23 protein-coding genes and 2 pseudogenes are annotated in these 25,603 nt (G+C 72.2%); 14 read left to right on the top strand and 11 right to left on the bottom strand.

Going from position 1 to position 25,603, the window contains the following annotated elements:
- Positions 1-32 precede the first annotated feature (32 nt).
- Together ABT078_RS22730 and ABT078_RS22725 are read left to right on the top strand one after the other, a co-directional pair.
- Entirely contained in the window at positions 33-1,028 is a 996-nt protein-coding gene (locus ABT078_RS22730) for an ATP-binding cassette domain-containing protein (RefSeq protein WP_351230550.1), read from the top strand.
- Positions 1,025-1,846: an ABC transporter permease gene (locus ABT078_RS22725; RefSeq protein WP_351230484.1), complete on the top strand. Its 822-nt coding sequence runs from the start codon at positions 1,025-1,027 to the stop codon at positions 1,844-1,846. Before ABT078_RS22730 ends, ABT078_RS22725 begins: the two co-directional genes overlap by 4 nt.
- Here the strand turns inward: ABT078_RS22725 and ABT078_RS22720 are convergent.
- On the bottom strand, positions 1,794-5,231 hold the full coding sequence (locus ABT078_RS22720; protein ID WP_351230482.1) for an ATP-binding protein: 3,438 nt from the start codon (positions 5,229-5,231) through the stop codon (positions 1,794-1,796). The genes ABT078_RS22725 and ABT078_RS22720 overlap by 53 nt on opposite strands.
- 129 nt (positions 5,232-5,360) lie before the next feature.
- Between ABT078_RS22720 and ABT078_RS22715 the strand changes: the two genes are divergently transcribed.
- The gene (locus ABT078_RS22715) at positions 5,361-6,167 is read left to right on the top strand and encodes a site-2 protease family protein (protein ID WP_351230480.1); all 807 of its coding nucleotides are present in this window, start codon (positions 5,361-5,363) and stop codon (positions 6,165-6,167) included.
- Here the strand turns inward: ABT078_RS22715 and ABT078_RS22710 are convergent.
- From ABT078_RS22710 to ABT078_RS22700, 3 genes are all read right to left on the bottom strand, one after another.
- The gene (locus ABT078_RS22710; protein WP_351230478.1) at positions 6,157-6,384 is read right to left on the bottom strand and encodes a hypothetical protein; all 228 of its coding nucleotides are present in this window, start codon (positions 6,382-6,384) and stop codon (positions 6,157-6,159) included. The genes ABT078_RS22715 and ABT078_RS22710 overlap by 11 nt on opposite strands.
- Before the next feature lie 69 nt (positions 6,385-6,453).
- A complete protein-coding gene (npdG, locus tag ABT078_RS22705; RefSeq protein WP_351230476.1) occupies positions 6,454-7,170 on the bottom strand; it encodes an NADPH-dependent F420 reductase in 717 nt (238 codons plus the stop codon).
- Between the two features lie 105 nt (positions 7,171-7,275).
- Positions 7,276-7,503, bottom strand: coding sequence for a hypothetical protein (locus ABT078_RS22700; protein ID WP_351230474.1), 228 nt, complete (start codon positions 7,501-7,503; stop codon positions 7,276-7,278).
- 120 nt (positions 7,504-7,623) lie between these two features.
- Between ABT078_RS22700 and ABT078_RS22695 the strand changes: the two genes are divergently transcribed.
- On the top strand, positions 7,624-8,229 hold the full coding sequence (locus ABT078_RS22695) for a hypothetical protein (protein WP_351230472.1): 606 nt from the start codon (positions 7,624-7,626) through the stop codon (positions 8,227-8,229).
- A 351-nt stretch (positions 8,230-8,580) separates the two neighbouring features.
- Positions 8,581-9,889 (top strand): annotated as a pseudogene (locus ABT078_RS22690) (MFS transporter).
- Here ABT078_RS22690 and ABT078_RS22685 read toward each other — a convergent pair.
- Positions 9,890-10,120, bottom strand: a complete 231-nt coding sequence (locus tag ABT078_RS22685; RefSeq protein WP_351230470.1) for a hypothetical protein — start codon at positions 10,118-10,120, stop codon at positions 9,890-9,892.
- 58 nt (positions 10,121-10,178) lie between these two features.
- Here ABT078_RS22685 and map point away from each other — a divergent pair, with 58 nt between their 5' ends.
- Both map and ABT078_RS22675 read left to right on the top strand, forming a co-directional pair.
- Positions 10,179-11,036, top strand: a complete 858-nt coding sequence (map, locus tag ABT078_RS22680) for a type I methionyl aminopeptidase (protein ID WP_351230468.1) — start codon at positions 10,179-10,181, stop codon at positions 11,034-11,036.
- A 125-nt stretch (positions 11,037-11,161) separates the two neighbouring features.
- Positions 11,162-11,848 (top strand): biliverdin-producing heme oxygenase, encoded by a 687-nt coding sequence (locus ABT078_RS22675; RefSeq protein WP_502981276.1) that lies wholly within the window; start codon positions 11,162-11,164, stop codon positions 11,846-11,848.
- Between the two features lie 74 nt (positions 11,849-11,922).
- Here ABT078_RS22675 and ABT078_RS22670 read toward each other — a convergent pair whose 3' ends face one another.
- Positions 11,923-12,651: a PhzF family phenazine biosynthesis protein gene (locus ABT078_RS22670; protein WP_351230545.1), complete on the bottom strand. Its 729-nt coding sequence runs from the start codon at positions 12,649-12,651 to the stop codon at positions 11,923-11,925.
- A gap of 219 nt (positions 12,652-12,870) precedes the next feature.
- Between ABT078_RS22670 and ABT078_RS22665 the strand changes: the two genes are divergently transcribed.
- The 4 genes and pseudogenes from ABT078_RS22665 (at position 12,871) to ABT078_RS22650 (ending at position 15,702) form a co-directional block, all read left to right on the top strand.
- Positions 12,871-13,029, top strand: a complete 159-nt coding sequence (locus tag ABT078_RS22665; protein ID WP_351230466.1) for a hypothetical protein — start codon at positions 12,871-12,873, stop codon at positions 13,027-13,029.
- A pseudogene (locus tag ABT078_RS22660) lies at positions 13,017-13,823 on the top strand (Dyp-type peroxidase); the annotation flags it as partial. The gene ABT078_RS22665 and the pseudogene ABT078_RS22660, both read left to right, overlap by 13 nt.
- Positions 13,824-13,859: 36 nt before the next feature.
- Complete coding sequence (gene efeU / locus ABT078_RS22655) at positions 13,860-14,834, top strand: iron uptake transporter permease EfeU (protein WP_351230464.1); 975 nt, start codon at positions 13,860-13,862, stop codon at positions 14,832-14,834.
- The gene (locus ABT078_RS22650; protein ID WP_351230543.1) at positions 14,722-15,702 is read left to right on the top strand and encodes an SCO2278 family lipoprotein; all 981 of its coding nucleotides are present in this window, start codon (positions 14,722-14,724) and stop codon (positions 15,700-15,702) included. The genes efeU and ABT078_RS22650 overlap by 113 nt, the downstream gene beginning before the upstream one ends.
- Before the next feature lie 293 nt (positions 15,703-15,995).
- Here ABT078_RS22650 and ABT078_RS22645 read toward each other — a convergent pair whose 3' ends face one another.
- Both ABT078_RS22645 and ABT078_RS22640 read right to left on the bottom strand, forming a co-directional pair.
- A complete protein-coding gene (locus tag ABT078_RS22645) occupies positions 15,996-16,784 on the bottom strand; it encodes a bifunctional DNA primase/polymerase (RefSeq protein ID WP_351230462.1) in 789 nt (262 codons plus the stop codon).
- A 105-nt stretch (positions 16,785-16,889) separates the two neighbouring features.
- Complete coding sequence (locus tag ABT078_RS22640) at positions 16,890-17,495, bottom strand: TetR/AcrR family transcriptional regulator (RefSeq protein WP_351230460.1); 606 nt, start codon at positions 17,493-17,495, stop codon at positions 16,890-16,892.
- A 122-nt stretch (positions 17,496-17,617) separates the two neighbouring features.
- On the opposite strand from ABT078_RS22640, the gene ddaH reads away from it, so the two are divergent.
- Positions 17,618-18,487 carry a dimethylargininase gene (gene ddaH / locus ABT078_RS22635; protein WP_351230458.1) on the top strand — a complete coding sequence of 290 codons (870 nt, stop codon included), beginning with the start codon at positions 17,618-17,620 and terminating at the stop codon, positions 18,485-18,487.
- Positions 18,488-19,110: 623 nt separating this feature from the next.
- On the opposite strand, the gene ABT078_RS22630 is transcribed toward ddaH, so the two are convergent.
- Positions 19,111-20,082, bottom strand: coding sequence for a small ribosomal subunit Rsm22 family protein (locus ABT078_RS22630; RefSeq protein WP_351230456.1), 972 nt, complete (start codon positions 20,080-20,082; stop codon positions 19,111-19,113).
- 118 nt (positions 20,083-20,200) lie between these two features.
- Here ABT078_RS22630 and ABT078_RS22625 point away from each other — a divergent pair, with 118 nt between their 5' ends.
- A complete protein-coding gene (locus ABT078_RS22625; protein ID WP_351230454.1) occupies positions 20,201-21,517 on the top strand; it encodes a hypothetical protein in 1,317 nt (438 codons plus the stop codon).
- Here the strand turns inward: ABT078_RS22625 and ABT078_RS22620 are convergent.
- Entirely contained in the window at positions 21,499-22,851 is a 1,353-nt protein-coding gene (locus tag ABT078_RS22620; RefSeq protein ID WP_351230452.1) for a multidrug effflux MFS transporter, read from the bottom strand. The two genes, ABT078_RS22625 and ABT078_RS22620, sit on opposite strands and share 19 nt — an antisense overlap.
- Before the next feature lie 72 nt (positions 22,852-22,923).
- Between ABT078_RS22620 and ABT078_RS22615 the strand changes: the two genes are divergently transcribed.
- Positions 22,924-23,943 (top strand): Gfo/Idh/MocA family protein, encoded by a 1,020-nt coding sequence (locus ABT078_RS22615; protein ID WP_351230450.1) that lies wholly within the window; start codon positions 22,924-22,926, stop codon positions 23,941-23,943.
- Here ABT078_RS22615 and ABT078_RS22610 read toward each other — a convergent pair.
- The gene (locus ABT078_RS22610) at positions 23,930-25,561 is read right to left on the bottom strand and encodes an alkaline phosphatase D family protein (RefSeq protein ID WP_351230448.1); all 1,632 of its coding nucleotides are present in this window, start codon (positions 25,559-25,561) and stop codon (positions 23,930-23,932) included. The two genes, ABT078_RS22615 and ABT078_RS22610, sit on opposite strands and share 14 nt — an antisense overlap.
- Positions 25,562-25,603: the final 42 nt, after the last annotated feature.

Raw genomic sequence — 25,603 nt, 5'->3', positions numbered from 1 at the left:
GTTTGTCGGTGGCATCTGGCACCTTGTACGGCATGACGCGACACGACAAGAACGCCGTCGAGGTACGAGGCCTCGTGAAGCACTACGGCGAGACCAAGGCCCTGGACGGCGTGGACCTCGACGTCCGCGAGGGCACCGTCCTCGGCGTCCTCGGTCCCAACGGAGCAGGCAAGACCACTCTCGTGCGCTGCCTGTCCACCCTCATCGCCCCCGACGCCGGACACGCCACCGTCGCCGGGTTCGACGTGGTCAAGCAGCCCCGCCAGCTGCGCCGCACGATCGGCCTCACCGGGCAGTACGCCTCGGTGGACGAGAAGCTGTCCGGCTGGGAGAACCTGTACATGATCGGGCGGCTGCTCGATCTCCCCCGCAAGGACGCCCGTCGCCGGGCCGACGAGATGCTGGAGCGCTTCTCGCTCACGGAGGCGGGCAAGCGCCCTGTCTCGACGTACTCGGGCGGTATGCGGCGCCGCCTCGACCTCGCCGCCTCGATGATCGGGCAGCCCGCCGTGCTCTATCTGGACGAGCCGACGACGGGCCTCGACCCCCGCACGCGCAACGAGGTGTGGGACGAGGTCCAGCGGATGGTCGCCGAGGGCGTCACCGTCCTCCTCACCACGCAGTACATGGAAGAGGCCGAGCAGCTGGCGAGCGCGCTGACGGTCATCGACCGCGGCCGGGTCATCGCCGAGGGCAGGATCGACGAGCTGAAGGCGAAGGTCGGCGGCCGGACCCTGCGTATCCGGCCCGCGGACCCGGCGCAGCTGCCCTCGATGGCCGCGGCGGTCCGCGAGGCGGGCCTGGACGGGCTCTCGGGCACCCAGGCCGTGCCGGACGAGGGCGTGCTGTACGTCCCGATCCTCAGCGACGAGCAGCTGACCGCGGTGGTCGGTCTGCTGGGAGCCCGCGGTTTCGCCATCGCCGACATCGGCACCGATCTGCCCAGCCTGGACGAGGTGTTCCTGGCCATCACCGGCCAGAGGACGGCCTCCGTCAACGACACGATTCCCCAGGAGGTCGCGGCGTGAGCGCCACCACCGTCAGCCCCGGCCACACCCACCTCGCCGACGAAGGCCGGATCGGCCTGCGTGGCAATCTGCGGCACATCGGCGCGCTCGTCCGCCGCAATCTGCTGTGGATCCGGCAGGACCCGGAGTCGATGTTCGACGCCGTGCTGATGCCGATCGTCTTCACGCTGCTGTTCGTCTTCGTCTTCGGCGGCGCGATCGCCGGCAAGGGCAACCAACAGGAGTACGTCAACTATGTGGTGCCCGGCCTCATGGCGATGATGGGCATGAACATCGCGATGGGTGTCGGCACCGGCTTCAACCAGGACTTCCAGACGGGCGTCATGGACCGCTTCAGGTCCCTGCCCATCGCCCGGTCCTCCGTGCTGATCGCCAAGATCGTCGTCGAGATCGGCCGGATGCTCGTCGCCACCGCGATCCTGCTGACGGTCGGCTTCCTGCTCGGCCTGTCCGTGGCGGACGTCCCCGGGCTGCTCGCGGCCGTCGGGCTCTCGCTGGTCTTCGGCTCGTCGATCATGTGGATCTTCCTCACCATGGGCGTGACCATGAAGAACGCCCAGGCGATTCAGGGAATGGGGTTCCTCGTGCTGATGCCGCTGCAGTTCGGATCCTCGATCTTCGCGCCGACGGCCTCGATGCCGTGCTGGCTGCAGGCCTTCACGGACTACAACCCGCTGTCGTCGCTCGCCGACGCGGCCCGGGGACTGATGAACGGCGGCCCGGTCGCCCACGACGTGTGGGTGACGCTGATCTGGTCGGCAGTGATCACCGCGGTGATGGCTCCGGTCGCCATACGGAAGTTCCGGACGAAGTCCTGAGCCGGTCCAGGCGGTCGCGTACGAGGCCGGCAGCCTCCTCGAGAGTGAGGCTGCCGCCCTCCGCGCGGCTCGCGGCGAACTCCGTGTCGCCGAGGGCCGCGCGGACGACCCGCTCGGCGCGGGCGCGGCTCTCCCGCTCGACGGACGTCAGCGCGACATGGCCGGCCGGGAGCAAATGCTCGTACGCACCGAGCAGGCGGGCCGCGTCAGCGGCCTGCTCCCGGCCGAGACCGGCCAGCGCCTCGGCGGCGGTCACGAGATGGACGGCGGGCATGTGCGGCACAACCATCAGCGACAGCGGGGTCAGCGCGCTCTCCAGCGCCTGGTGGGCATGGTCCAGGGCGTCGCCGTAGCGGCCGTCCAAGCAGTCCAGCCAGGCGACGCAGCCCAGCCAGAAACCCTCGAAGATCGCGAGGTCGGCCGGGCGGAAATCCTCGGCCAGCAGGTCGAGTTGCTCCCGTGCCTCCGCAGTACGGCCGAGGCGGCCGAGGTGCATGCAGAGGCAGAGGCGGGCCGCGGGGACGACCTCGCGGGCGGTGCCCTCGCCGGCGCCGGCGAGCACGTCCCGGAGGATCGCCTCGGCCTCCTCGTCGCGGCCGAGTTCGCCCAGGACCCCGGCCAGTCTCGTCCTGAGCAGCGGCACCTGACTCTGGGCGCCGAGCCGCTCGGCACGGTCGATCGCGGCGGCGTAGTCCTCGGCGGCGCGCCGGAACTCGCCGCGCCTCTCGCGGGCCTCGCCCCGCGCGGACAACGCCCCGGCGGCGCCCCACAGGTCACCGAGCCGGTCGAAGATCTCCAGACTGCGGTCCGCGTCCCGGCTCGCGTCGCCCGCCCGGCCGGCATGGTTGGCAAGGAGGTTGGCGCGCATGTGCAGCGCGGCGGCGAGCGCCCACGCGTCGCCGGACTCCTCGCAGCCGTGCACGGTCGCGTCGAGCACATGGAGCAACTGCTCGCCGTCCCCGGTCAGCATGATCGCGAAGAACCAGAGCGTGCCGGGGAACCGGCAGGTCTGCGGGAGCCCGGGCCGGTAGACCTCGGTGACCCCGCGCAGCCACTCAAGGCGCTCGGGCGTCGTCCAGTCGTCCAGGCCGTGCTCCATGCTGACCATCGCGATCAGCCGCACGCCCCGCCGCGCCTCCTGGAGCGGTTCGGGCGCCAGCGGCGGCGCGGTGTCCGTGACGGGCGCGTCCAGCGGCGGCGCCGGCGCGAGCGGAGGCGCGAAAGGGTCGGGGCCGAGGGCCGCGGCGACCTGCGCCCAATGCCGGGCGTCGGCCCGCAGATCCCGCATCTGCCAGTACCAGGCGAGGGAGAGAACCAGGCAGAGCGCCTCCTGCTCGTCCCGTGCGGCGACGGCCCGGCGCAGCGCGGTGCGGAGGTTGTCGTACTCCAGCTCCAGCCGCGCGACGGCACTGATCTGCTCGGGTCCGCGCAGCAACGGGTCGGTGCGGCGGGCGAGTTCGCGGTAGTGGATGAGATGGGCGTGCTCGGCCTCCGCCCGGTCACCGGCCTCGTCCAGCCGCTCCGACGCGTACTCGGAGACCGTCTCCAGCAGCCGGTACCGCATCGCCCCGCCGGCCGAAGGCGCGGCAACCACCAGCGACTTGTCGACAAGCGCCCCGAGCACGGAGACGACGTCCTTGGCGTCGACGGATCCGGAGGCGCCGGCGGATCCGCCGGCCTCGACGGGCGCTGTGGCCTCGGCGGGTGCGGAGGTGTCGTCCAGGGCGCCGGCAGGGCACGCGCAGACCCGCTCCGCCGCCGCCAGGTCGCAGCCGCGGGCGAAGACCGAGAGGCGGCGCAGGACCGACCGTTCGGCGTCGTCGAGGAGGTCCCAGGACCAGTCGACGACGGCACGCAGGGTCTGCTGGCGGGGCAGCACCGTACGGCTTCCGCTGGTCAGCAGCCGGAAACGGTCATCCAGACGGTCGGCGATCTGGCGCGGCGTGAGCATCCGCAGCCGGGCGGCGGCCAGCTCGATGGCGAGCGGCAGCCCGTCCAGGCGACGGCAGATCTCCGCGGCCGCCTCCCGGTCGTCCTCCACCCGGAAGGACGGATTCGCGGCCGCACCCCGGTCGGCGAGCAGGCGCAGCGCCATCGGGTCGGGCAGGGGGTCGACGGGACGTACCGACTCGCCGGGGACGCCGAGGGGTTCGCGGCTGGTCGCGAGGACCGTGAGTCCCGGGCAGTGCTCCAGGATCTGCTCGCACAGCGCGGCGGCAGCGGCCACGACGTGCTCGCAGTTGTCGAGGACGATCAGCATGCGGCGGCGCGCACAGTGTTCGGTGAGGCGTACGAGCGGGTCGTCGCCGTGCAGGTCGGACGCCGCCCGCAGCTCCTCCGCACCCGCGCCGCGCAGCACGGTCTCGCGCGCGCCGAGCGCCGAGAGGACGGCCTCGGGCACGTTCTCCGGGTCGCCGACGGGCGCGAGCTCGACCAGCCAGACGCCGTCGGCGTACGTCCCGGCCGCCCGCTCTGCGGCCTCCTGCGACAGCCGAGTCTTGCCGGCCCCGCCGGGCCCGAGCAGCGTGACGAGCCGCGCCCGTGCGAGGTCCCCGCGGATGGCCTCGATGTCCGCCTCGCGTCCGACGAAGCTGGTCAGCCGGGCCCGCAGGTTCCCCACCGCGGGGGGCGCACCGGCCGCCATCGGCTCCGGTCCCGGCTCCTCGTCCGGGTTCAGCAGCTCCGCGTGCAGCGCGCGCAGGTCCGGGCCCGGGGCGGTGCCGAGCCGGGCCGACAGCTCGCGGCGTACCGTCTCGTACGCCGCGAGGGCCTCGGCCGTACGGCCCGCGGCGCGCAGGGCGCGGATGCGCAGCGCCTGCAGCGGTTCGTCGAGCGGATGGTCCCCGCAGAGCGCGGCAAGCTGCGGCAGCGTCTCCTCCGCGCGGCCGAGGGCCAGTGCCGCGGCGAGCCGGCTGCGGCGGGCGTCCAGGCGGCGTGCCTCCCACCGTGCCGCGTCGGCGGTGCGGTGCGGCAGATCGGCGAGCACCGGGCCGCGCCACAGTGCGAACGCCTCGTCCAGCAGCTCCGCCGCCCGGCCCGGATCGCCCTGCGCCAGCGCCCGCGCCCCCTCCCCTGCGAGCCGCTCGAAGCGGTGCAGGTCCACGGCCTCGGGCCCGGCGCCCAGCCGGTACCCACCGTCGGACGACACCACCGCGCTGCGCCCGAGAGCCCGTCGCGCCCGCCCGACGAGCGCCTGCACCGCCCCCACCGGGTCGGCGGGCGGCTCCCCGTCCCACACCTCGTCGACGAGCACGCCGACCGGGACCGTACGCCCGGCGCGCAGCGCGAGCACGGCCACCAGCGCACGCAGCCGCGCCCCGCCGAGCACGGCGGGGGTGCCGTCGTCATGGACTGCCTGGGTGGTGCCGAGTACGCGGTAGTGCACCGCCCCATTGTCGTCGATCGGCAGGAACGCTCGCGGTCCCCCGGGACGTTGCCCCCGTGTCACGAGGACGGTCTACTCTCGTCCCGCCGCCCAGCCGCCCCCAGGCCCCCGGACCGAGGAGCCCCGCCCATGACCACCGCCGCGACCCGCCGCAGCGAGCGCCGCATCTCCCCCGTCTTCCTCGGCATCGCCGCGATCATGGCGGTCACCGGCTGGGCCGTGTGGACGGACTTCGCCGCCCAGCCGGGCGTGGCGGTGTTCCTGTTCGTCACGTCGGCGTGGATCGTCTCGCTCTGCCTGCACGAGTATGCGCACGCCCGCACCGCGCTCCACAGCGGCGACCTGACCATCGGCGCCAAGGGCTATCTGACGCTCAACCCGCTCAAGTACACCCACGCACTGCTGAGCATCGTGCTCCCCGTCATCTTCGTGATCATGGGCGGAATCGGCCTGCCCGGCGGCGCGGTCTTCATCGAGCGCCACCGCATCCGGGGCCGCTGGAAGCACAGCCTGATCTCGGCGGCGGGCCCGCTGACGAACGTCGCGTTCGCGGTCGTGTGCACGGCGCCGTTCTGGCTGGGCGCCCTGGACGGCGTCCCGCTCGCGTTCCGCTTCGCCCTCGCCTTCCTGGCGCTGCTGCAGGTGACGGCGGCGATCCTGAACTTCCTGCCGGTTCCGGGGCTGGACGGGTACGGGGTGATCGAGCCGTGGCTCTCGCACACGGTGCGCCGCCAGGTGGAGCCGTTCGCGCCGTTCGGGCTGCTCGCCGTCTTCGGCGTCCTCTTCATCCCCGAGGTCAATCACGCGTTCTTCGACGGGATCTTCGCGGTCATGGACGCGCTGGGTGTGTCACGGGGCGAGTACGCGTGCGGCCAGGACCTCTACCGCTTCTGGACCGAGCAGTACCCCGTCTGCACGGCGGCGATCAGCCGGTAGTCTTCGCCGCCTTCGCGCGCCGGACGTAGTACACGGCCATGTTCGAGGACACTCCGGCCAGCAGCACCCACACGATCCCGAGCCAGCTGCCCTGCACGAAGGACACAACCGCCGCGGCGACGGCGAGCAGGCAGATGACGACGGCGTAGAGGGCGAGGCGGGGCATGAGGGTCGGCTCCTGTCGGGGGGCTGCTGGTGCCCGTCCAGTGTCCCCCATGCCGCCCTGCCGTCGGACGTCGGACGTCGGACGTCGGTTCGGACGTCGGACGTCGGTTCGGACGTCGGGTCAGACGTCGGTCACGCGCAGACCCGCGTGTGCCTTGTAGCGACGGTTCACCGAGATCAGATTGGCGACCAGCGACTCGACCTGGTGGGCGTTCCTCAGTCGGCCGGCGAAGACGCCCCGCATGCCGGGGATGCGGCCCGCCAGCGCCTGGACGAGGTCCGTGTCGGCGCGCGACTCGCCGAGGACCATCACATCGGTGTCGATCTCCTCGATCGACTCGTCCTGGAGCAGCACCGCCGAAAGGTGGTGGAAGGCGGCGGTGACACGCGACTCGGGCAGCAGGGCGGCGGCCTGCTCGGCGGCACTGCCCTCCTCCGGCTTCAGGGCGTAGGCGCCCTTCTTGTCGAAGCCGAGCGGGTTCACGCAGTCGACGACCAGCTTTCCGGCGAGCTCGTCCCGCAGCGCCTCCAGGGTCTTGCCGTGTCCCTCCCACGGCACGGCGACGATCACGACATCGCTGCGCCGCGCGCACTCGGCGTTCTCGGCGCCCTCGATGCCCAGCCCCAGTTCGGCGGCGGCGGTCCGGGCACGCTCGGCGGCCCGGGAGCCGATGATCACCTTCTGTCCGGAGCGCGCGAGCCGGTACGCGAGGCCCCGGCCCTGGTCACCGGTGCCGCCGAGGACGCCGACGACGAGTCCGGAGACGTCGGGGAGGTCCCAGGGGTCCTTGGCGGGAGCGGCGGGCTTCGGAGCGGCGGCGTTGTCTTCGGAAGTCATGCCCTCGACATTACTGGCTGGTCGGGCGGGCGCGGGCGGACCGACGTTCGACGAGATCGACCCGGACGAGCCAGGCGATCGCGACGACGATCAGCACCGGTCCGGTCAGCAGCCGCACGACGTACCCGTCGGTCCGGGCGACCCCGGCCAGGTCCGGCGCCCCTGCACGAGCGCCCCGGCATACGCCGCGAGAATCAGTGCGCCACGGGCCCTGAGGCCCCGCGGGCCGACGCGACGGTGAAGCCGGCCGGGTGCCCTGCCCAGGAACAGCAGTACCGCGAGGGGCAGCGCGACGGCCGTCCACGCCGTCACCCATATCCAGGGGAAGCTCATGGCGTCATGATGCCCGGCGCCGGTGCGCGGGCATCCTGCCCGGCACCGGCAGCATCCCGTACGGGTGAGCTGCCGCCAACGGCCGGTCCGGGGGCAGCGGTTCGGGCAGGATGCGGGGCCATGGATGCCGTACGCGTCGCACTGCTGCGAGAGGTGCTCACCGGGACCGCGTGGCCGGAGGCGGCCCGCCGGTTCGCGGGAGTGCTGCGGTCGTCCGTCGTCCCGCAGGGCGGTGGGCTGCTGCTGGTGGGGACGGCCGCGTACGAGCCGTGGCATCTCGCCGCGCATCTCGTGGACGAGGCCGCGTGGTCCGGGCAGCCGGAGCTGGCGCCGACGCTGGTGCGCCACCGGGTGCGGTCCGGGGACCCGGCGCATCTGGCGGTCGGGCTCGGCCGTCTTGCGGCGGCCGGGCGCGGCGAGACACTGCTGGTGGTCGCGCCGCAGCGGCCGGATGCGGGCGTGCTGGAGCGCGTGCACGATGCGCGGCGCTCCGGGGCGACGGTGCTGGCGCTGGACGGCGGGGATGCGGAGGTGCGGGGCCTCGCGCACGAGGGGCTCACGGTGCAGGGTGGGGCGGAGGTGGACCTCGACACGGTGCAGCACCTGGTGAGCGCGGCGGCCGGCGAGAACAGTCTGCCGCCCGCGTCGCGCGGGCGGCGCCGCTTCCGTGACCGCCTCTCCCGACTCGCGGACCAGCTCACGGCCCCGCCGCCGCCACGCTGGTAGGCGAGACGCGGGTGCGGGGGCGCACGCGAGCGACACCTGCGGCAGGCCCGCGCGGCGGAGCCGCACGTCGATACGGCTCCCGCCCGGGATACGGCCCCCGCCGCGCCCCTTCCGAAACCCAGGGCTCCACCCCGGACCCGCCTCGAGGGCTCCACCCCCGTACCCCGCGCTTCCATCCGTCCCCACACCCTGGCGGGCGTGGGGGACTCGCGGCTCCTTGGAACCCGTACGGCGTCCGAGGACGGACACCCCGGTCCGCCGGCCGCTACCGGGCGCGCCCGGGGATCCGGCCCCGTCCGGGCGGCCCAATCTGTTGCCCCGCCGCCTGCCGGGTACGGAGGATGGCCGGTCGTGGGAGAACGATGTCGCGCGCTGCTTCCCGATCTCGCCCCGTGGAGGTCGTCGCGGGACTTCCGGCTGCTGTGGGGCCAGGGGCTGGTGACCTACTTCAGCAGCTTCATGGCGATGGTGGCACTGCCCCTGCAGATCAAGGAGCTCACCGGCTCCCCGTTCGCCGTGGGCGCGATGGGTGCCGTGGAGCTCGTGCCGCTGGTCGTGTTCGGGCTGTACGGCGGGGCGCTGGCGGACGCCGTCGACCGGCGGAAGGTCATCCTGCTCACCGAGGCGGGGCTGGGCGTGCTCGCCCTGATCCTGCTGGTGAACGCGCACACCCGTGCTCTGGCCCCTGTACCTGGTCGCCGCCGGTGTCTCGGGCCTCGCAGGACTCCAGCGGCCCGCACTGGACTCGCTGCTGGCCCGGATCGTGCCGCACGACCAGCAGACCGCCGCGGCCGCGCTGAACGCCCTGCGCTGGCAGCTCGGCTCGATCGCCGGGCCCGCGCTGGCCGGTCTGGTCGTGGCGTACGCGGGCCACGCCGCGGCGTACGCGACGACGACCGCCGGCTTCGTCGTCTCCGTGCTGCTGTGCGGCCGGCTCACCGCCGCGCCGCCCGCGCACGACGCGGAGAAGCCCTCACTGCGGGGCATCGCGGAGGGCGCGCGGTACGCGTGGAGCCGGCCGGTGCTGCTCGGTACCTACGCGATCGACCTGGCCGCGATGCTCTTCGCGTTCCCCAACACGATCTTCCCGTTCCTCGCGGACGAGCTGGACGCGGAGTGGTCGCTGGGGCTGATGTACGCGGCGGGGTCGGTGGGCTCGCTCGTGCTGAGCCTGACCAGCGGCTGGACGTCGCGGGTGCGGCGGCACGGGCTGTTCGTCGTCTTCGGCGCGGCCGGGTGGGGGCTGGCGATCGCGGCGGCCGGATGGCTGACGAACGTGTGGCTGGTGCTGCTGTGCCTGGCCTTCGCGGGGGCCGGTGACATGCTCAGCGGGCTCGGCCGCTCCACGATCTGGAACCAGACCGTCCCCGAGTCCCTGCGGGGCCGCCTCGCAGGCATCGAGGTCCTCTCGTACAGCGTCGGCCCCCAGCTCGGCCAGGTCCGCGCGGGCGCCATGGCCGGCTGGACCGGCACGCGCGCGGCCTTCTGGACCGGCGGCCTGGCGTGCATCGCCTCGGTCGGGCTGCTCGCCGCGGCCCTCCCCAAGCTCGTGACCTACGACGCCGAGACGGACGATGACGCCCTCCGCCGCCGCGCCCAGAAGGAGCGAGCGGCGGCGGCGGAGGAAAGGGCGGCGGCCGAACGGGAGGCCGCCCTCTGATCAGTCGGCCGTGTCCTCGTCACGGGGAGCGTCGTGCCATCTGGGGTCGGTCTCCCACTCCAGGTTCCGCTCGCGGGCCGTCGCCATCGCGTGCTCGGCGTCCTCGCGTGAGGAGTACGGGCCGAAGCGGTCCTTGGCAGGGCACTCGGGGCCCTCCTCGACCTTCTTGTGCTCCAGGCAGTAGTACCACTCACCCGGTTTGCCCACTGTGCGCTTCTTGAACAGGGCCATCGTCGGCTCCTTCCTCTGACGCCATGCTGCCCCAGCACGGCTGGTTAGACTCGCTGGCATGTCTGGCCAGTCGCTGCTCGTACCAGGGGAGCTCACTCCCATCCGTTCCGTTCCCGGAAACATCCGGCGCCCCGAGTACGTCGGGAAGCCCGCGCCGACGCCGTACACCGGGCCGGAGATCCAGAATGCCGAGACGATCGAGCGCATGCGCATCGCGGGCCGCATCGCCGCGCAGGCGATGGCGGAGGCAGCGAAACTCATCGAGCCCGGGGCGACCACGGACGAACTGGACCGTGTCGCGCACGAGTTCATGTGCGACCACGGCGCGTACCCGTCGACGCTCGGCTACCGCGGCTTCCCGAAGTCGCTGTGCTCGTCGATCAACGAGGTGATCTGTCACGGGATCCCCGACTCGACGGTGCTGCGCGACGGCGACATCGTGAACCTGGACGTCACCGCGTACATCAACGGCGTGCACGGCGACAACAACGCCACCTACCTCTGCGGCGACGTGGACGAGGAGTCGAAGCTCCTCGTCGAGCGGACGCGGGAGTCGCTCGACCGGGCCGTCAAGGCGGTCAAGCCCGGCCGCCAGATCAACATCATCGGGCGGGTCATCGAGTCGTACGCGAAGCGCTTCGGCTACGGCGTCGTGCGCGACTTCACCGGGCACGGCATCAACGCGTCGTTCCACTCCGGGCTGATCATCCCGCACTACGACAGCCCGCACGCGACCACCGTCATCCAGCCGGGAATGACCTTCACGATCGAGCCGATGCTGACGCTCGGGACCCACGAGTACGACATGTGGGACGACGGCTGGACCGTCGTGACGAAGGACCGGAAGCGGACCGCGCAGTTCGAGCACACTCTGGTGGTGACCGAGAGCGGCACCGAGATTCTGACGTTGCCCTGACCGCGAAGAGGGGTAGCGTTTTTACCGACAGGTCGTCGGGAACCAGTTGACTTAGGTAAACCTAAGTAGCAGGATCCTACTGGTTCCCGTCCCCCTCGGCCCCTCGGAGGTCCGCCTTGGACACGCTGGACACGCTGGACACGTCGGACACACCTTTCTCGACCCTGATCCGTGTCGCGTCGCACGAGCAGCACACCCAGGCGGAGACCTCGACCTTCATGAGCGACCTGCTCGGCGGTCGGCTGGGGGTCGACGCCTATGCGCGCTACACCGAGCAGCTGTGGTTCGTGTACCGGGCACTGGAGGGTGCTGCCGAGTCGCTCACGGACGACCCCCTCGCCGGTCCCTTCATCCAGCCGGAGCTGTTCCGGACGTCCGAGCTGGCGCGCGACCTCGCACATCTGCGCGGCGCGGACTGGCAGGACGGGCTGCGGCCGCTGCCCGCGACCGCGGAGTACGCGGCACGGGTCGAGGAGTGCGCCCGCACCTGGCCCGCGGGCTATGTGGCGCACCACTACACCCGCTATCTCGGGGACCTCTCCGGCGGCCAGATCATCCGCGACAAGGCCGAGCGGACCTGGGGCTTCGACCGCAAGGGTGACGGCGTCCGGTTCTACGTCTTCGAGCGGATCGCCAACCCGGCGGCGTTCAAGCGGAGTTACCGGGAGCTGCTGGACCGGGTGAACGCGGACGACCTGGAGAAGCAGCGCATCATCGACGAGTGCAAGCGGGCGTTCGACTTCAACGGCGCGGTGTTCCGGGAGCTCGGCCAGGCATGCGGTCCGGACAAGCAGGGCCCACTCAGCGCCTGACCGAGACTCGGCCGCGCTCGACCGGGGCCTGCCGATGCCTGCCGGCGCCCGGTCAGTCCCCGGTCGGCGTCTCGTCAGGCGAGGCGTACGCGGCCGCCGATCTCGATCGTGCCGTCGGGGCCGGGGGCGGTGAGAATCTGCGAACCCCGGCCCTGAGTGATGTTCAGGGCGCGCCCCAGTTGCCCGGTGAGCAGCAGCGCCGCCGCGCCCGTCGCCTCGTCCTCGTCGATCCCCCCGGCGCAAGCCCCGGCTCCACCGGAGCGGCTGCCGCCGCGCTCATCGATTCGCCCCGGGAAGGCCCGCGCACGGACCCGGCCGGCGGCCTCGTCCTCCCAGCCCCACGCGTAGACCCTCCCCCACAGCCCTTCGGGCGTGGGAGGTACCCCCACCCCCGGCGGCGGCACCTCCAGCGCCTCGACCTCGGCGGCCGACGCGTACCGGCGCAGTGTCCGCGGCGGTGCCCAGGCGGTGCGCGCGGTGATCCAGGTGAACTCGCCGTCGTGGCGGGCCCACACCTCACCCGCGGGCGGGTTCACGACCTCCAGGTCGAGCAGCCAGGCCGCGCCGACGAGCGGATGCCCGGCGAACGGCAGCCGCAGTCCGGGTGTGTAGATGTCGACCACTCCGCGCTCGGGATCATCGACGAACACGGTCGCGCTGAAGCCGAGTTCCCGGGCCAGCGCCTGCCGCGACTGCCGGTCGGGGTACGCACGTCCGTCGCGTACGACACCGAGGGCGTTGCCGTGGTGGCCGTCGGCGCCGCAGAAGACGCGCAGTACATCGATGCCGTGGGGTCGTTCCATCACGCCGGAATTGAATCATCCCCTGGGTCCGCCCCGACAAGACGCGGCATGTGACCAGCGCTTGACCGGCCTGTGACCGGCCCATGGTCTCGGGCCGCACATGAGAGCTGAATCACGATCCGGCGGGGTATCGCCCAAGTAAGCCTCGGTTGAGTTAGGTCCGCCTCACTGCCTTACCCACCCCGTTCCGTCCCCCGTCCCGTCCTCCGTGGAGCCTGCATGCGAGCCGTCCGCCTCACCGTCGTCACCGCTGCCGCGACCGCGGCCGCTCTGGCCGCCGTCACGGGCTGTGCCGAGAAGAGCGACGCCAAGGACCTCGCCGACTGGGTGAAGAAGGTCGGCACCGCCGAGATCACGCCGACGTCCGCTTCGGGCTGAAGGACCGCAGGCCGGCCGCGCCCGTCGAGCTGCCGAAGTTCCCCGGCGACAACCTCGACCCGGCGCGCAGCGGCGGCGATCTGTGCGTCCAGGCCTGCGCGGACGACCCACAGGTCGCCGTGCACGCGATCCGCAAACTCGCCCGCATCGGCTTCGGCAAGGTCGCCGTCCGCTGGTCGCAGCTCGGCTTCGGCAAGACGTCGTCGACGACGCCCGAGGCGCAGACCCCCCGCAACATGATGGGCTTCAAGGACGGCACCCGGAACATCCCGGGCACCGACAAGGCCGCCCTGGACAAGCACGTGTGGGTGTCCGGGAAGGAGGGCCGGGCCTGGATGGCGGGCGGCTCGTATCTCGTGGCACGCCGGATCCGGATGAACATCGAGACCTGGGACCGCACGCCGCTGCAGGAGCAGGAGGACATCTTCGGCCGGGACAAGCGCGAGGGCGCCCCGGTCGGCAAGGCCGCGGAGCACGACGATCCGTTCCTGCCCGCGATGCTGCCAACCGCTCATGTGCGCCTCGCCCACCCGGACTCCAACGGCGGGGCGAAGATGCTGCGCCGCGGCTACTCGTTCACGGACGGCACGGACGGTCTGGGCCGGCTGGACGCGGGGCTGTTCTTCCTCGCGTACCAGCGGGACGTCGCCAAGGGCTTCGTGCCCGTGCAGCGGAGCCTCGCCGCGAGCGACGTCCTCAACGAGGATATCCAGCACGTGGGTTCGGCGCTGTTCGCGATCCCGCCGGGCGTCCGCGGCAAGGACGACCGGTGGGGCCGGGCGCTGTTCTCCTAGCAGGCGAAACGGGCGCAACAGGAAGGACGCACCGACGTGTTCGGCAACTATCTGATCGGCCTGCGCGAGGGTCTGGAGGCCAGTCTGGTCGTCTGCATCCTCGTCGCCTATCTCGTGAAGACGGATCGCAGGGACGCCCTGAAGCCGATCTGGATCGGCATCGGGGTCGCCTGCGGGGTCTCGCTCGCGTTCGGCGCTGCCCTCGAATTCGGCTCGCAGGAGCTGACGTTCGAGGCGCAGGAGCTGCTCGGCGGTTCGCTGTCGATCGTCGCCGTCGGCCTCGTCACCTGGATGGTCTTCTGGATGCGGCGCACCGCACGGCATCTGAGGGCCGAGCTCCACGGCAAGCTGGACGCGACGCTGCAGATGGGGACGGGCGCGCTGGTCGCGACGGCGTTCCTGGCGGTGGGCCGCGAGGGGCTGGAGACGGCGCTGTTCGTGTGGGCGTCGGTACGGGCGGCCGCCGACGCGGAGGGCTCGTCGGCCCCGCTGACCGGGGTGCTGCTGGGGATCGCGACGGCGGTCGTGCTGGGCTGGCTGTTCTACCGCGGTGCGCTGCGGATCAATCTGGCGAAGTTCTTCACCTGGACCGGCGCGATGCTGGTCGTCGTGGCCGCGGGCGTGTTCGCGTACGGCGTCCACGACCTGCAGGAAGCCCGGTTCCTGGGCGGTCTCCCGGACAAGGCGTTCGACATCAGCGCGACCGTCCCGCCGGACAGCTGGTACGGCACGCTGCTGAAGGGCGTCTTCAACTTCCAGCCCGATCCGACCGTGCTGCAGGTCACGGTGTGGCTGCTGTATCTGGTCCCGACGCTCGCCCTGTTCCTCCTCCCGGTAGGGTTCGGACGGTCAGTGGGGGACGAGAAGCAGAAGGCGCAGAAGGCAACCGATGAGCAGGCTGGGTCGGGTGGCGACGGGGCTCGCGGCGACGACGGTGCTGTCGCTGACGGCGAGCGGGTGCGTGACGGTTCACGGCGAACTGGAAGTCGTACCGGCGGCGACGACAACTGAGGCCGCACAGGCCCTGAAGGACTTCACCGACGCGTACAACAAGGCGGACAAGGCGTACGACCCTGCCCTCGACGCGGGCAGGGTCACGGGCGCGCTCGGCGCGATCAACCAGGCGGGCCTGAAGGCGCGCAGCGTGACGCAGCCGGACGGCAACCCGCAGCACCGGCCGCTGGAGCTGACGGACGCGAAGTTCCACGTGCCGAAGAAGGCGGGCTGGCCGCGGTACTTCTTCGCGGACACCGACAGCAACCGCGACGTCGACAGCGGCCGGCAGGACAGCCGCTGGCTGGTGGCGTTCGTCCGGAACGGCAACGACCAGCTGTGGGAGGCCGCCTATCTGGCGATCCTCACGCCCGACGAGATGCCGAAGTTCCGTACGGACAAGGACGGATGGGCGGAGCCGATGGCTCCGGACTCGGCGGCGACGGCGGTCGCCCCGCGTGATCTGAGCGAGGAGTACGCCTCGTACATGCAGGGCGGCAAGCCGGACCACTTCGCCGCCGGCGTGCACACGACCGGCTGGCGGGAGGAGCGCAAGAAGATCGCGCAACGGCCGGGCCTGTCGACGCAGTTCGTCGACCAGCCACTGGACACCGGGGACTTCGCGCCGCTCGGTCTGGCCACGGAGAACGGCGGTGCGCTGGTGTTCTTCGCGATGCGCTTCTTCGACCGGCAGACGGCGGCGCAGGGCTACCGGCCGAAGGTCAGCCCTGACGTGAAGGCGCTGATGACCGGTGAGGTGAAGAACACCCTCACGAAGGAGTGGATGTCCAGCCAGGCGGTCCTGCTGGCTCCGAGCGGTGCGACGGGCCCTGCCGTGACGATAGTGGGGCGGCTGCAGGGTGTGACGTCCGCGAAGGGGTCGTAGGCGGGCGGCCTTCCGCACCGCCGACGTCGCCGACTCGGCCCGCCCGGCGTTGGAGGCCGGACACTTGGGTACACCGCGGGACCACCGGCCGCGCTACGACGCCCGCTCACCGAGCCCGCCCGGCGTTCGTTCGAGGCCGGCTGACCCGTCCACCGCGGGTGCACCGGCCGCGCGACGACACGCTCACCGAGCCCGCCCGGCGTTCGTTCGAGGCCGGCTGACCCGTCCACGACCGTGGGCGACGAGGCTTTCCCGCCGCCCCGGCGCCGGCACACGTCAGGGCCCGGGTGGTCTCAGCGGTGTAGCGGCCAGGCCACGGAGTGACGGTCGTCGTGCTCGTCCGCCTGGTCCGCGTATGTCGCGCAGGCGTCGGCAAGCACCTCGAGCAGCGTCAGCGGGTCCGGCAGCGGATGCTCGGGGCCGCGTGCCCAGTCGACGGTGAGGCCGTTCGGGAGCCGGGCGGGCGGCACGAGCACATAGCTGCCGCGGCTGTGCCAGCGCAGCCCCGGATGCTCGTCCATCGTCTCGGGATGGCAGTCCAGCTCACACGGCCACCACTCGTCCTCGTCCTCGGGCGTGCCGCGGGTGGCGGTGAAGAACAGCATCCGTTCTTCTCCCCCTATGCCCTGTGGCGTGGGGGCACCCCCGGACTCGGCGACCGGGCCGACGTCGATGCCTTCGGCGAGGAGCCGCTCCAGGGCGGCGCGGCCCGCCTCCAGCGGTACGTCGAGGACGTCGTGGACCATGCCGGTGGCGGTGATGAAGTTCGCCTCGGGCTCGTCGGCCGCCCAGCGCTCGATCTTGTCGCGGTCGGTCGTGGACTGGGTCTGCCAGGCGAAGGAGACGGGGTGGCGGGCCGGGGTGGGACACCCGATGCGCTCACAGGAGCAGCTGTAGCCCGAGGGGTACGCGGCGGGCGCGAGCGGCAGTCCGGCGGCGGCAGTGGCCAGCAGCAGGGGCAGGCGGTGGTCGGAGGCCTTCCCGGAGTCCTCGCGGGGGCGCCTGCGCAGCCACTGCGGCAGTCGGCTGTCCCAGGACGTCCTGCTCTCCGTGCCGCGGTAGCGGCCGATACCGTCGCCCATCTATCCCCTCACACCTCGCTGCTCGCCCCTGGCGGACCCTGCCATGGTCGCACCATCGCGCGCGCCGGGTGGCCGCACCCCCCGATCGTGTGGCCGGTCCCTCACTCAGCGCCTCGGCGCAAGGCCGTACAGCGCGTACTCGACGATCTTGTCCGCGTACTCGTGGGTGAGCGGGAGGGTGCGCAGCAGCCAGCGGTGGGCGAGGGGGCCGACGAGAAGCTCCAGGGCGATGCGGGGGTCGATGCCGGGACGTACGTGACCGGCGTCCTGGGCGGCGCGCAGCCTGCGCACATACAGCTGGAGGGAGGGTTCGAGGAGCCTGTGGACGAACTCGGCGGCGAGGGCGGGGTCGACGACGCTCTCGGCGGCGAGGGCGCGGGCGGGGGCGTCGTAGGGCGGCGAGTTCAGCTCGTCGACGGTGGCGCGCAGGACGAGCTTGAGGTCGGCCTCCAGGTCACCGGTGTCGGGAAGCTCCGGCTCGCCCTGGGCGGCCTGCTCGGCCCGGTCGAGGAAGGCTTCGAGGAGGACCGCGGCCTTGGAGGGCCACCAGCGGTAGATGGTCTGCTTGCCGACGCCGGCCCGGGCGGCGATGCTCTCGATGGTCGTCCTCGTGTAGCCGACCTCGCCGACGAGGGAGAGCGCGGCATCGTAGATGGCGCGGCGGGAGCGTTCGCTGCGGCGGGAGGCGTCGGGGACCCTGGTCTCTGCCATGCGGGTCAATCTACCAGCGGCGTGACGATACGTATCGTCTCTGCTTCGGCTGCGCTCGGGGGGGCGTACGTGTGATGAACCACCCGTTCGGATCACTGCGCGGCGCCGCAGTACGACGCACCATGGCAACACGCACAACCGTGCGTCGCAGCGCTGCCGCTCGTGAGGAGCCCTCATTGCCCCGTGACGCCAGACCCCGCCGCTACCTCATGTGCCCACCCACGCACTTCGAGGTGACGTACTCCATCAACCCATGGATGGACCCCGGGAAGCCCGTCGATCTGCCGCTGGCGCTCGCCCAGTGGGAGACCCTGCGCGAGCGCTACCGTGCGCTCGGGCACACGGTGGAACTGCTCGAACCGGAGCCCGACCTGCCCGACATGGTCTACGCCGCGAACGGCGCGACCGTAGTGGACGGGCGCGTGCTCGGCGCACGCTTCGCCCACCGCGAGCGGGAGGCGGAGGCCGCGGCCCACCTGGAGTGGTTCCGTGCGCACGGCTTCGCCGAGATCCATGCGCCGGTGCACATCAACGAGGGCGAGGGCGACTTCGCGGTGACCTCGACGTATGTGCTGGCGGGGCGGGGCTTCCGGTCGAGCCCGCTGTCGCACGACGAGGCGCAGGAGTTCTTCGGACGGCCGGTGATCGGGCTGGATCTGGTGGACCCGCGCTACTACCACCTCGACACGGCGCTGTCCGTCCTCGACGACGAGGCGGACGAGATCATGTACTACCCCGGGGCCTTCTCGCCCGGCAGCCGAGCGGTCCTGGCCAGGCTCTTCCCCGACGCGCTCGTCGCACGCGAGGCGGACGCGGCGGCGATGGGGCTGAACGCGGTGAGCGACGGGCGGCACGTGCTGCTTCCGCAGGAGGCCGTGGGGCTCTTCGGGCCGCTGCGGGCCCGGGGCTTCGAGCCGGTCGCGGTGGACCTCGGTGAGCTGTTGAAGGGCGGCGGCAGCGTCAAGTGCTGCACCCAGGAGCTCCGCTCCTGACTTCGGCGGGGGTACGGGGTGCCCCGGGGCCGCCGGCGCTCGGCAGGGTGTGCCGCCCCTGTCCGGCGGCCCCGGGGTGTCCTTCCTCAAGCGCCGGACGGGCTGGAACGGCGTACCGCTCCCATGCGGTGAGCCACGGTGTCCGTCCTCAATCGCCGGACACGCTGAAATCCGGGCGCCCCCGCCCACAAACCCCACGCGGGCCGGAACCGCGCACCGCCCCCACACAGCGAACCCCCATGCCCGACCTCAAACGCCGGACACGCTGAAATCCGGGCGCCGCCACCCACAAAGCCCACGCGGGCCGGGACATATGGGCGCCGCCATCCACAAAGCCCGAGCGGGCCGGGACGGCGCACCACCCCCGTACGGCGAACCCGACAGCTCCGCCCACAAATGCCGGACAGGCCGAGAAGGGTCGCCGCCGTCGCCAAACGCGGGTGGGCTGATGCGGGTGCCGCCGTACTCGAAGCCCGGCGGGCTGGGGCACACGCGCATCGGGCCAATCCCGGGACTCGCGGCGCGAAGCTGCCGCAGGGGGATCGGGGGCGTCAGCCCTCGGTCCAGGCCCCCGCGGGGCCCGAGGGCCGGGCCCCACCCCGCGGGGAGCCGTGCACCGGCGCCTACGGGGGCCACTCCGCTCCCCAGCCCGTGTCGCGGGCCGCGCGGTAGAGGTCGCCATGGCGTTTGGTGACCGTCGTGCGGTGGAGGGACTCGTCGGTGGAGCAGAGGTCCAGGAGGACCTGGCCCTTGCGGATCTGGGGCTTGCGGACCACTCGGGAAGCCGTCGGTGTCGCGGGGAAACGGGTGGCGGCGACGTAGCTGAACTTCTCGTCCTCGTAGGCCAGCGAGCCCCCCTTCACCTGGCGGTGGAGCGACGACCGGCTCACGCGCGCCGCGAAGTGGCACCAGTCCGTGCCGGGCACGATCGGGCAGGCGGCGCTGTGCGGGCACGGTGCCGCGACCCGCAGGCCCGCCGCGATCAGCCGGTCGCGGGCCTCGATGACGCGCTCGTAGCCGTCGGGCGTGCCGGGCTCGACGATCAGCACCGCCTGGCCGGCCGCCGCGGCCTGTTCCACGACCGCCGTCCGGTCGGCGTCGCCGAGTTCCTTCAGGACGTACGAGACCGTGATCAGGTCCGCCGGTTCCAGCCGCATCGCCGCGCCGATCCTAGCCCGCCGCCACTCCGCGCCGCGCAGCGCGGGCGAGTCCGAGGCGGCCGCCAGCTCCCGGCCGAGGGCCAGCGCGGGCTCCGCCCAGTCCAGCACGGTGGTGCGACGGTCGCTCTCCGGCCAGGCGTCGGCGACCGCCCAGCTCGCCGCGCCCGTACCGCCGCCGATGTCGGTGTGCGAGGCGGGCGCCCACTCGGGCGCCGCCGCCCGGAACGCCGCGAGAGCGGACCGTACCGCCTCGAACGTCGCGGGCATCCGGTACGCGGCGTACGCGGCCACGTCGGCCCGGTCGCGCAGCACGGGCGCGTCCGTCGGCGTCTCCCCCCGGTAGCTGGCGATCAGCCGGTCCACGGCCTGGGCGAGACGGCCTTGCGGCAGACCGTCGAGCAGTCCGGCAAGAGCGGCGGAGAGAGTGGCGTTCACCGGCGAATTCTAGGCCGGAATTCGCCCCCCGGGCGGCGCCGGACCGAACCTCTGTGCCCACTTGGGCAGTTGCTAGTCTGACGGCCGTTGTCCAACGGCAGTGCTCATCGGGGGGACCATGAGACAGCGGGTCGTGCGCATCGCCCTGGTGGCCGGAGTGGCCGTACTGGCGCTGCTCCTCCTGCTGGCCACCTGCGGCGGTGGCGGAGGCGAGGAGCCCAGGGGCGGCGGTGGCAAACCGAAGAAGCCGACCAGGACCACCGGCCCGGCGACCAAACTCGCCGTCCCGCCCGCGTACGACACCGCCCGGGGCTGGGAGCTCCCGGACACCTCGTCCGACTACGCCATCGCCCGCGAGACCGGTCTGATCGCCTATCTCGTACGGGAGAAGGACGACTTCCGGCTGCGCACCGTCGACGCCGCGACGGGCAAGCCGGGATGGGCGGACGAGCCGAGGTCCGCGCTGGCCGGCCCGCAGAGCTTCCCGCGGCTCTTCGCGGTCACCAAGGACGAACGGCAGTTCTTCGTCACCTGGTCGTTCGGGAAGGCCGGACGCGACCCGCTCACCCCGTCCGGCACCTTCGTCTCGCTCGACATCTACGACGCCGTCGACGGCGAGCGCCGGCGCGTCGAGGTTCCCTGGCCCACCGCGCCGACCGTCTCCGGCACCGGCCCCGGCATCCTCATCGGCGACGGCGGGGCGCGCAGCGCCCTCGTGGACCCGGTCAGCGGCGGTGTGACGATCACCGCTCCGAAGGATCTGCGCCACCCGGCGGGCTGCACGACCTGCCGGCAGCTGACCGAGGTGCGCGGGCTGACCGCGAAGGGCCTGCTGGTGAGCGGGGCCAGGGAGTTCTGGGTGCGGGGCGGCTGGTTCAGCCGGAACGTCGCCCCGGCCGGCGCCGACCGCACCTACGGTGTACCGACGTCTCTCACCTCGGGACAGGTGCTCGTCCGCTGGCAGAAGGCGCCGAAGACCAAGCGCGCCACCACCCACGACCTCTGGGCCGTGCACGACTCGGCGACCGGGAAGGCGCTGGTCACGGCCGAGTGCCACAAGCCGGCGATCGAGCCGGGCGAGTATCCGCAGGCCGTGGTCTCCCCCGACGGCCGCTATCTGATCGCCGGGATCCTCGCCTTCGACCTGGAGGAGCGGTCCGGGTACTGCTTCGAGGAGCCGGACGGCACCCACCCGTTGACGCTGACGACGGTGACCGACGAGGGCATGGCGTACGGGGCGACGAACACCCGTGGCGCGGCGGAGGCCCTGGCCGGCGGTGGCACCCCGTACGAGGTCGATCTGGCGACGGGTCTGCCGGAGCCGCTCTCCCTCAACTCCCGGTTGCCGAGCACCGAGGTGTCAGGGGTGGGGCTGTTCCGCTGGACGGACGCGAAGGACCGGCTGCATCTGATCGGTTACGCGCGCGCGGACTGAGACCCGGCGTCGGCTCGGTCCGTGTCCGCCGCACCGCCCTTGTCCGTACGGTCCACGTGGTCCGTACGCCGCCACGGGCGGCACAGCAGGACGAACGAGGCCACCGCGCCCAGCGCACACACGAGCTGCACCACGGCCATGGGCACCGCGGTCGCCTCGCCCGCGATCCCCACCAGCGGGGATGCGACCGCGCCGATCAGGAACGCGGACGTGCCGAGCAGCGCGGAGGCCGAGCCGGCGGCGTGCGGGGTGCGCATCAGCGCCTGGGCGTTGGTGTTCGGCATCGCCAGGCCCATCGCGGACATCAGTACGAAGAGACCTGCCGCCAAAGGTACGAGCCCGACCTCGCCGAAGACGCCTGTCGTCATCAGCAGCAGCGCCACCGCGGCGAGAGTGATCACGGCGAGGCCGAAGCCGAGCGCCTTGTCGAGGCTGACCCGTCCGACGAGCAGCTTTCCATTGATCTGGCCGACCGCGATGAGCCCGATCGAGTTGATGCCGAAGAGCAGGCTGAAGGTCTGCGGCGAGGCGCCGTAGATCTCCTGGATGACGAACGGCGAGGCCGAGATGTAGGCGAAGAGCGCGGCGAAGGCGAGCGATCCGGCCAGCATGTAGCCGGTGAACATGCGGTCCGCGAGGAGACCGCGCATGGTGTGCAGGGCCGCGGCGACACCTCCGCCGTGGCGCCGCTCGGGCGGCAGGGTCTCGTGCAGCCAGCGCCACACGACCAGGGTGAGCAGCAACCCGACCCCGGTGAGAACGTGGAAGACGCCGCGCCAGTCGCCGACCCGGAGGATCTGGCTGCCGATGAGCGGGGCGATGATCGGGGCGACTCCGGAGATCAGCATCAGGGTGGAGAAGAACCGTGCCATCTCCACGCCGTCGTACAGGTCACGGACGACAGCGCGGGCGATGACGATGCCCGCGGCGCCGGCGAGGCCCTGGAGGAGCCGGAAGGCGATGAGCATTTCGACGCCGACCGCCAGGGCGCAGACCGCGGTGGCGGCGACGTACACGAGCATGCCGATGAGCAGCGGCCGGCGGCGGCCCCACCTGTCGCTCATCGGGCCGACGACGAGCTGGCCGAGTGCCATGCCGGCGAGACAGGCGGTGAGCGTGAGCTGCACGGTGGCGGCGGGCGCGTGCAGCGAGCCGGTGACCTCGGGCAGAGCCGGGAGGTACATGTCCATGGACAGCGGCGGAACAGCGGTGAGACCGCCGAGGACGAGCGTGACCAGGAGGCCGGCGTGACGCGCGGCGGCAGGCGGCGACGTCGGGGACGGTGCCGGTGCGGCGTGGGCTATGTGTCCTGTGGTCTGGCCGCTCTCCGGCATCAACAGCTCCTGCTTCTTGTCGTCGCCCCCTATGCTCTCAGCTCGTCCGGAGTGGTCGAGACCTTTCCACGTATGACCGAGGGGCAGGGCATGGGAGACACGGTGCGCTGGGGTGTGCTGGCGACCGGCGGGATCGCGGCGGCGTTCACGGCTGAGCTGCAGGCGATGCCGGACGCGGAGGTCGTCGCGGTTGCCTCGCGCACGGACGCCTCGGCGCGGGCCTTCGCCGAGCGGTTCGGGATACCGAGGGCGTACGGCGACTGGGGGGCGCTCGCCGGGGACGAGGACGTGGACGTGGTGTACGTGGCGACGCCGCACTCGGCGCATCGCACCGCCGCCGGGCTCTGTCTGGAGGCGGGGAAGGCGGTGCTGTGCGAGAAGGCGTTCACACTGAACACCGCCGAGGCCGAGGAGCTGGTGACGCTCGCACGCGGGCGCGGGCTGTTCCTGATGGAAGCCATGTGGATGTACTGCAATCCGGTGATCCGGCGGCTGACGGAGCTGGTGCGGGACGGGGCGATCGGTGAGGTCCGCACGGTCCAGGCCGACTTCGGTCTCGCCGGTCCGTTCACGGCGGACCACCGGCTGCGGGACCCGGCGGTCGGCGGCGGGGCGCTGCTGGACCTCGGCGTGTATCCGGTGTCGTTCGCGCACCTGCTGCTCGGCGAGCCGGATGTCGTCCAAGCGCATGCGCTGCTCTCGGACGAGGGGGTCGACCTGAATACGGGGATGCTGCTGGGCTGGGAGTCGGGGGCGTCGGCGCTGCTGTCGTGCTCGATCGTCGCGGACACGCCGATGACGGCGTCGGTGACCGGCTCGACGGGCCGGATCGACCTGCCGCGGGGCTTCTTCCACCCGGACCGGTTCGTGCTGCACCGGGAGGGCCGGGAGCCGGAGGAGTACGCCTCGGGGATCGACCGGCACTCGTTGCGGCACGAGGCGGCGGAGGTGGTGCGGTGTCTACGGGCAGGCGCCACGGAGTCGCCGCTGGTGCCGCTCGACGGCTCGCTGGCGGTGATGCGGACGCTCGATGCGGTACGGGACCGCATCGGCGTCCGCTATCCCGGCGAGCTCGTGGCTATGCCGGCGTGAGACCGGGGTTTCCGGCCTCGGTGACGAAGGACGCGGCCGTGGTGACAGGCGCGCCGGGGGTGGTCACCGCGGAGACCGTCCGGAAGTCGGCGCGGGCGTGCTCGGTGGTGAGCGTGACCGTCGTATAGCCGCGGCGGCCGTTGTAGAACTTCATGTGCGGGTTGGCCTGGGTGAGGTTGTCCCAGTTCGCGGGCTTGTCGGCGCCGTCCTTGCCACTGCTGATGGAGGTGGCGACGATTTCGGTGCCGACCGTGCGGGACGCCGGGTCGTCGAAGTCCTGCTTCAGGTCGAAGGCGTAGCCGACGTGGACGTCGCCGGTCAGCACGACAAGGTTGTCGATGCCGGCGGCCGCGGCGCCGTCCAGGATCCGCTTGCGGGAGGCGGGGTAGCCGTCCCAGGCGTCCATGGAGAGCTTGAAGCCGGGGCGCGGGACGTCGCGCCGCTGGGCGAAGGTGACCTGCTGCGGGACGACGTTCCAGAGCGCGTTCGATGCGTTCCAGCCGTCGAGCAGCCAGCGCTCCTGGGTCGCGCCGGTCATGGTGCGCGCCGGGTCCTCGGACTCCGGCCCGGGCGTCTGCCAGCCGTCGCCGTACGCCTGGTTGGAGCGGTACTGGCGGGTGTCGAGGATGTCGAACTGGGCGAGCCTGCCGAAGCGGAGACGGCGGTAGAGCTGCATGTCCGGGCCGTCGGGCTGCTGCGGCCTGCGCAGGGGCTGGTTCTCCCAGTACGCGCGGTAGGCGGCGGCCCGGCGCAGCAGGAACTCCTCCGGCGGGACGTCGTTCTCGGGGATGTCGTCCGCGTAGTTGTTCTCGGTCTCGTGGTCGTCCCAGGTGACGACGAAGGGGTGCGCGGCGTGCGCGGCGGCCAGGTCGGGGTCGCTGCGGTAGAGGGCGTAGCGCAGCCGGTAGTCCTCGAGCGTGACGGTCTCGCGGTTGAAGTGCGCGGGCAGGCGCCGGTCGGTGTAGTTGCGGGCGCCGCCGACGGCGTTGACGGCGTACTCGTAGAGGTAGTCGCCCAGGTGGAAGACGACGTCGAGGTCCTCGTCGGCGAGGTGCTCGTACGCGGTGAAGTAGCCGTCGTGGTACGCCTGGCAGGAGACGGCCGCGAGCTTCAGCTCGGAGATCCGCGCGTCGGCGCGCGGTGCGGTGCGGGTGCGCCCGGTGGGGCTGATCCAGGTGCCGGCGCGGAAGCGGTAGTAGTAGACGCGGTCGGCGTCCAGGTTGGCGACCTCGACGTGGACGCTGTGGTCGAACTCGGGGTGGGCGGTGGCCTGGCCGCGTCTGGCGACACGGGTGAAGCGGTCGTCGTGGGCGAGCTCCCACTTGACCGTGATGCGGGAACTCGGCAGTCCGCTGCCGGGCTCGTACGGTCGGGGCGCGAGTCGCGTCCACAGCAGTACGGAGCCGGGCAGCGGGTCTCCCGAGGCCACTCCGAGCGTGAACGGGTTCTCGGTGATCTTCCTGGCGTCGAGCTCGGCGGCGCTCGCGGCCCCGGCGGTCGGAAGGTTGGCGGCGAACGCGAGAGCGGCGGCGGCGCCGGTGACGGTGAGGAAGCGACGGCGGCCCAAGTGGCGTACGGCGGCGCGGAATTCCCCGGAATGCTGGCGTTCGGGTGTCATGTACCCCTCCCCTTACGACTGTTGTCAGCCGCATTGGAGTCG

It is taken from the genome of Streptomyces sp. NPDC002133 (genome assembly GCF_040296405.1).
GTDB lineage: Bacteria > Actinomycetota > Actinomycetes > Streptomycetales > Streptomycetaceae > Streptomyces.
The sequence above is the reverse complement of the archived record's forward strand: the minus strand, read 5'-3'. Positions and strand labels throughout refer to the sequence as shown.

Bases quoted from the DNA above. Each gene is read 5' to 3' on its own strand.
- ABT078_RS22730 (WP_351230550.1), top strand. From the start codon at position 33: ATGACGCGACACGACAAGAACGCCGTCGAGGTACGAGGCCTCGTGAAG.
- ABT078_RS22715 (WP_351230480.1), top strand. From the start codon at position 5,361: ATGACCACCGCCGCGACCCGCCGCAGCGAGCGCCGCATCTCCCCCGTC.
- ABT078_RS22710 (WP_351230478.1), bottom strand. From the start codon at position 6,384: ATGGGGGACACTGGACGGGCACCAGCAGCCCCCCGACAGGAGCCGACC.
- npdG (WP_351230476.1), bottom strand. From the start codon at position 7,170: ATGACTTCCGAAGACAACGCCGCCGCTCCGAAGCCCGCCGCTCCCGCC.
- ABT078_RS22700 (WP_351230474.1), bottom strand. From the start codon at position 7,503: ATGAGCTTCCCCTGGATATGGGTGACGGCGTGGACGGCCGTCGCGCTG.
- ABT078_RS22695 (WP_351230472.1), top strand. From the start codon at position 7,624: ATGGATGCCGTACGCGTCGCACTGCTGCGAGAGGTGCTCACCGGGACC.
- ABT078_RS22685 (WP_351230470.1), bottom strand. From the start codon at position 10,120: ATGGCCCTGTTCAAGAAGCGCACAGTGGGCAAACCGGGTGAGTGGTAC.
- map (WP_351230468.1), top strand. From the start codon at position 10,179: ATGTCTGGCCAGTCGCTGCTCGTACCAGGGGAGCTCACTCCCATCCGT.
- ABT078_RS22670 (WP_351230545.1), bottom strand. From the start codon at position 12,651: ATGGAACGACCCCACGGCATCGATGTACTGCGCGTCTTCTGCGGCGCC.
- ABT078_RS22665 (WP_351230466.1), top strand. From the start codon at position 12,871: ATGCGAGCCGTCCGCCTCACCGTCGTCACCGCTGCCGCGACCGCGGCC.
- ABT078_RS22645 (WP_351230462.1), bottom strand. From the start codon at position 16,784: ATGGGCGACGGTATCGGCCGCTACCGCGGCACGGAGAGCAGGACGTCC.
- ABT078_RS22640 (WP_351230460.1), bottom strand. From the start codon at position 17,495: ATGGCAGAGACCAGGGTCCCCGACGCCTCCCGCCGCAGCGAACGCTCC.
- ddaH (WP_351230458.1), top strand. From the start codon at position 17,618: ATGGCAACACGCACAACCGTGCGTCGCAGCGCTGCCGCTCGTGAGGAG.
- ABT078_RS22625 (WP_351230454.1), top strand. From the start codon at position 20,201: ATGAGACAGCGGGTCGTGCGCATCGCCCTGGTGGCCGGAGTGGCCGTA.
- ABT078_RS22620 (WP_351230452.1), bottom strand. From the start codon at position 22,851: ATGCCGGAGAGCGGCCAGACCACAGGACACATAGCCCACGCCGCACCG.
- ABT078_RS22615 (WP_351230450.1), top strand. From the start codon at position 22,924: ATGACCGAGGGGCAGGGCATGGGAGACACGGTGCGCTGGGGTGTGCTG.
- ABT078_RS22610 (WP_351230448.1), bottom strand. From the start codon at position 25,561: ATGACACCCGAACGCCAGCATTCCGGGGAATTCCGCGCCGCCGTACGC.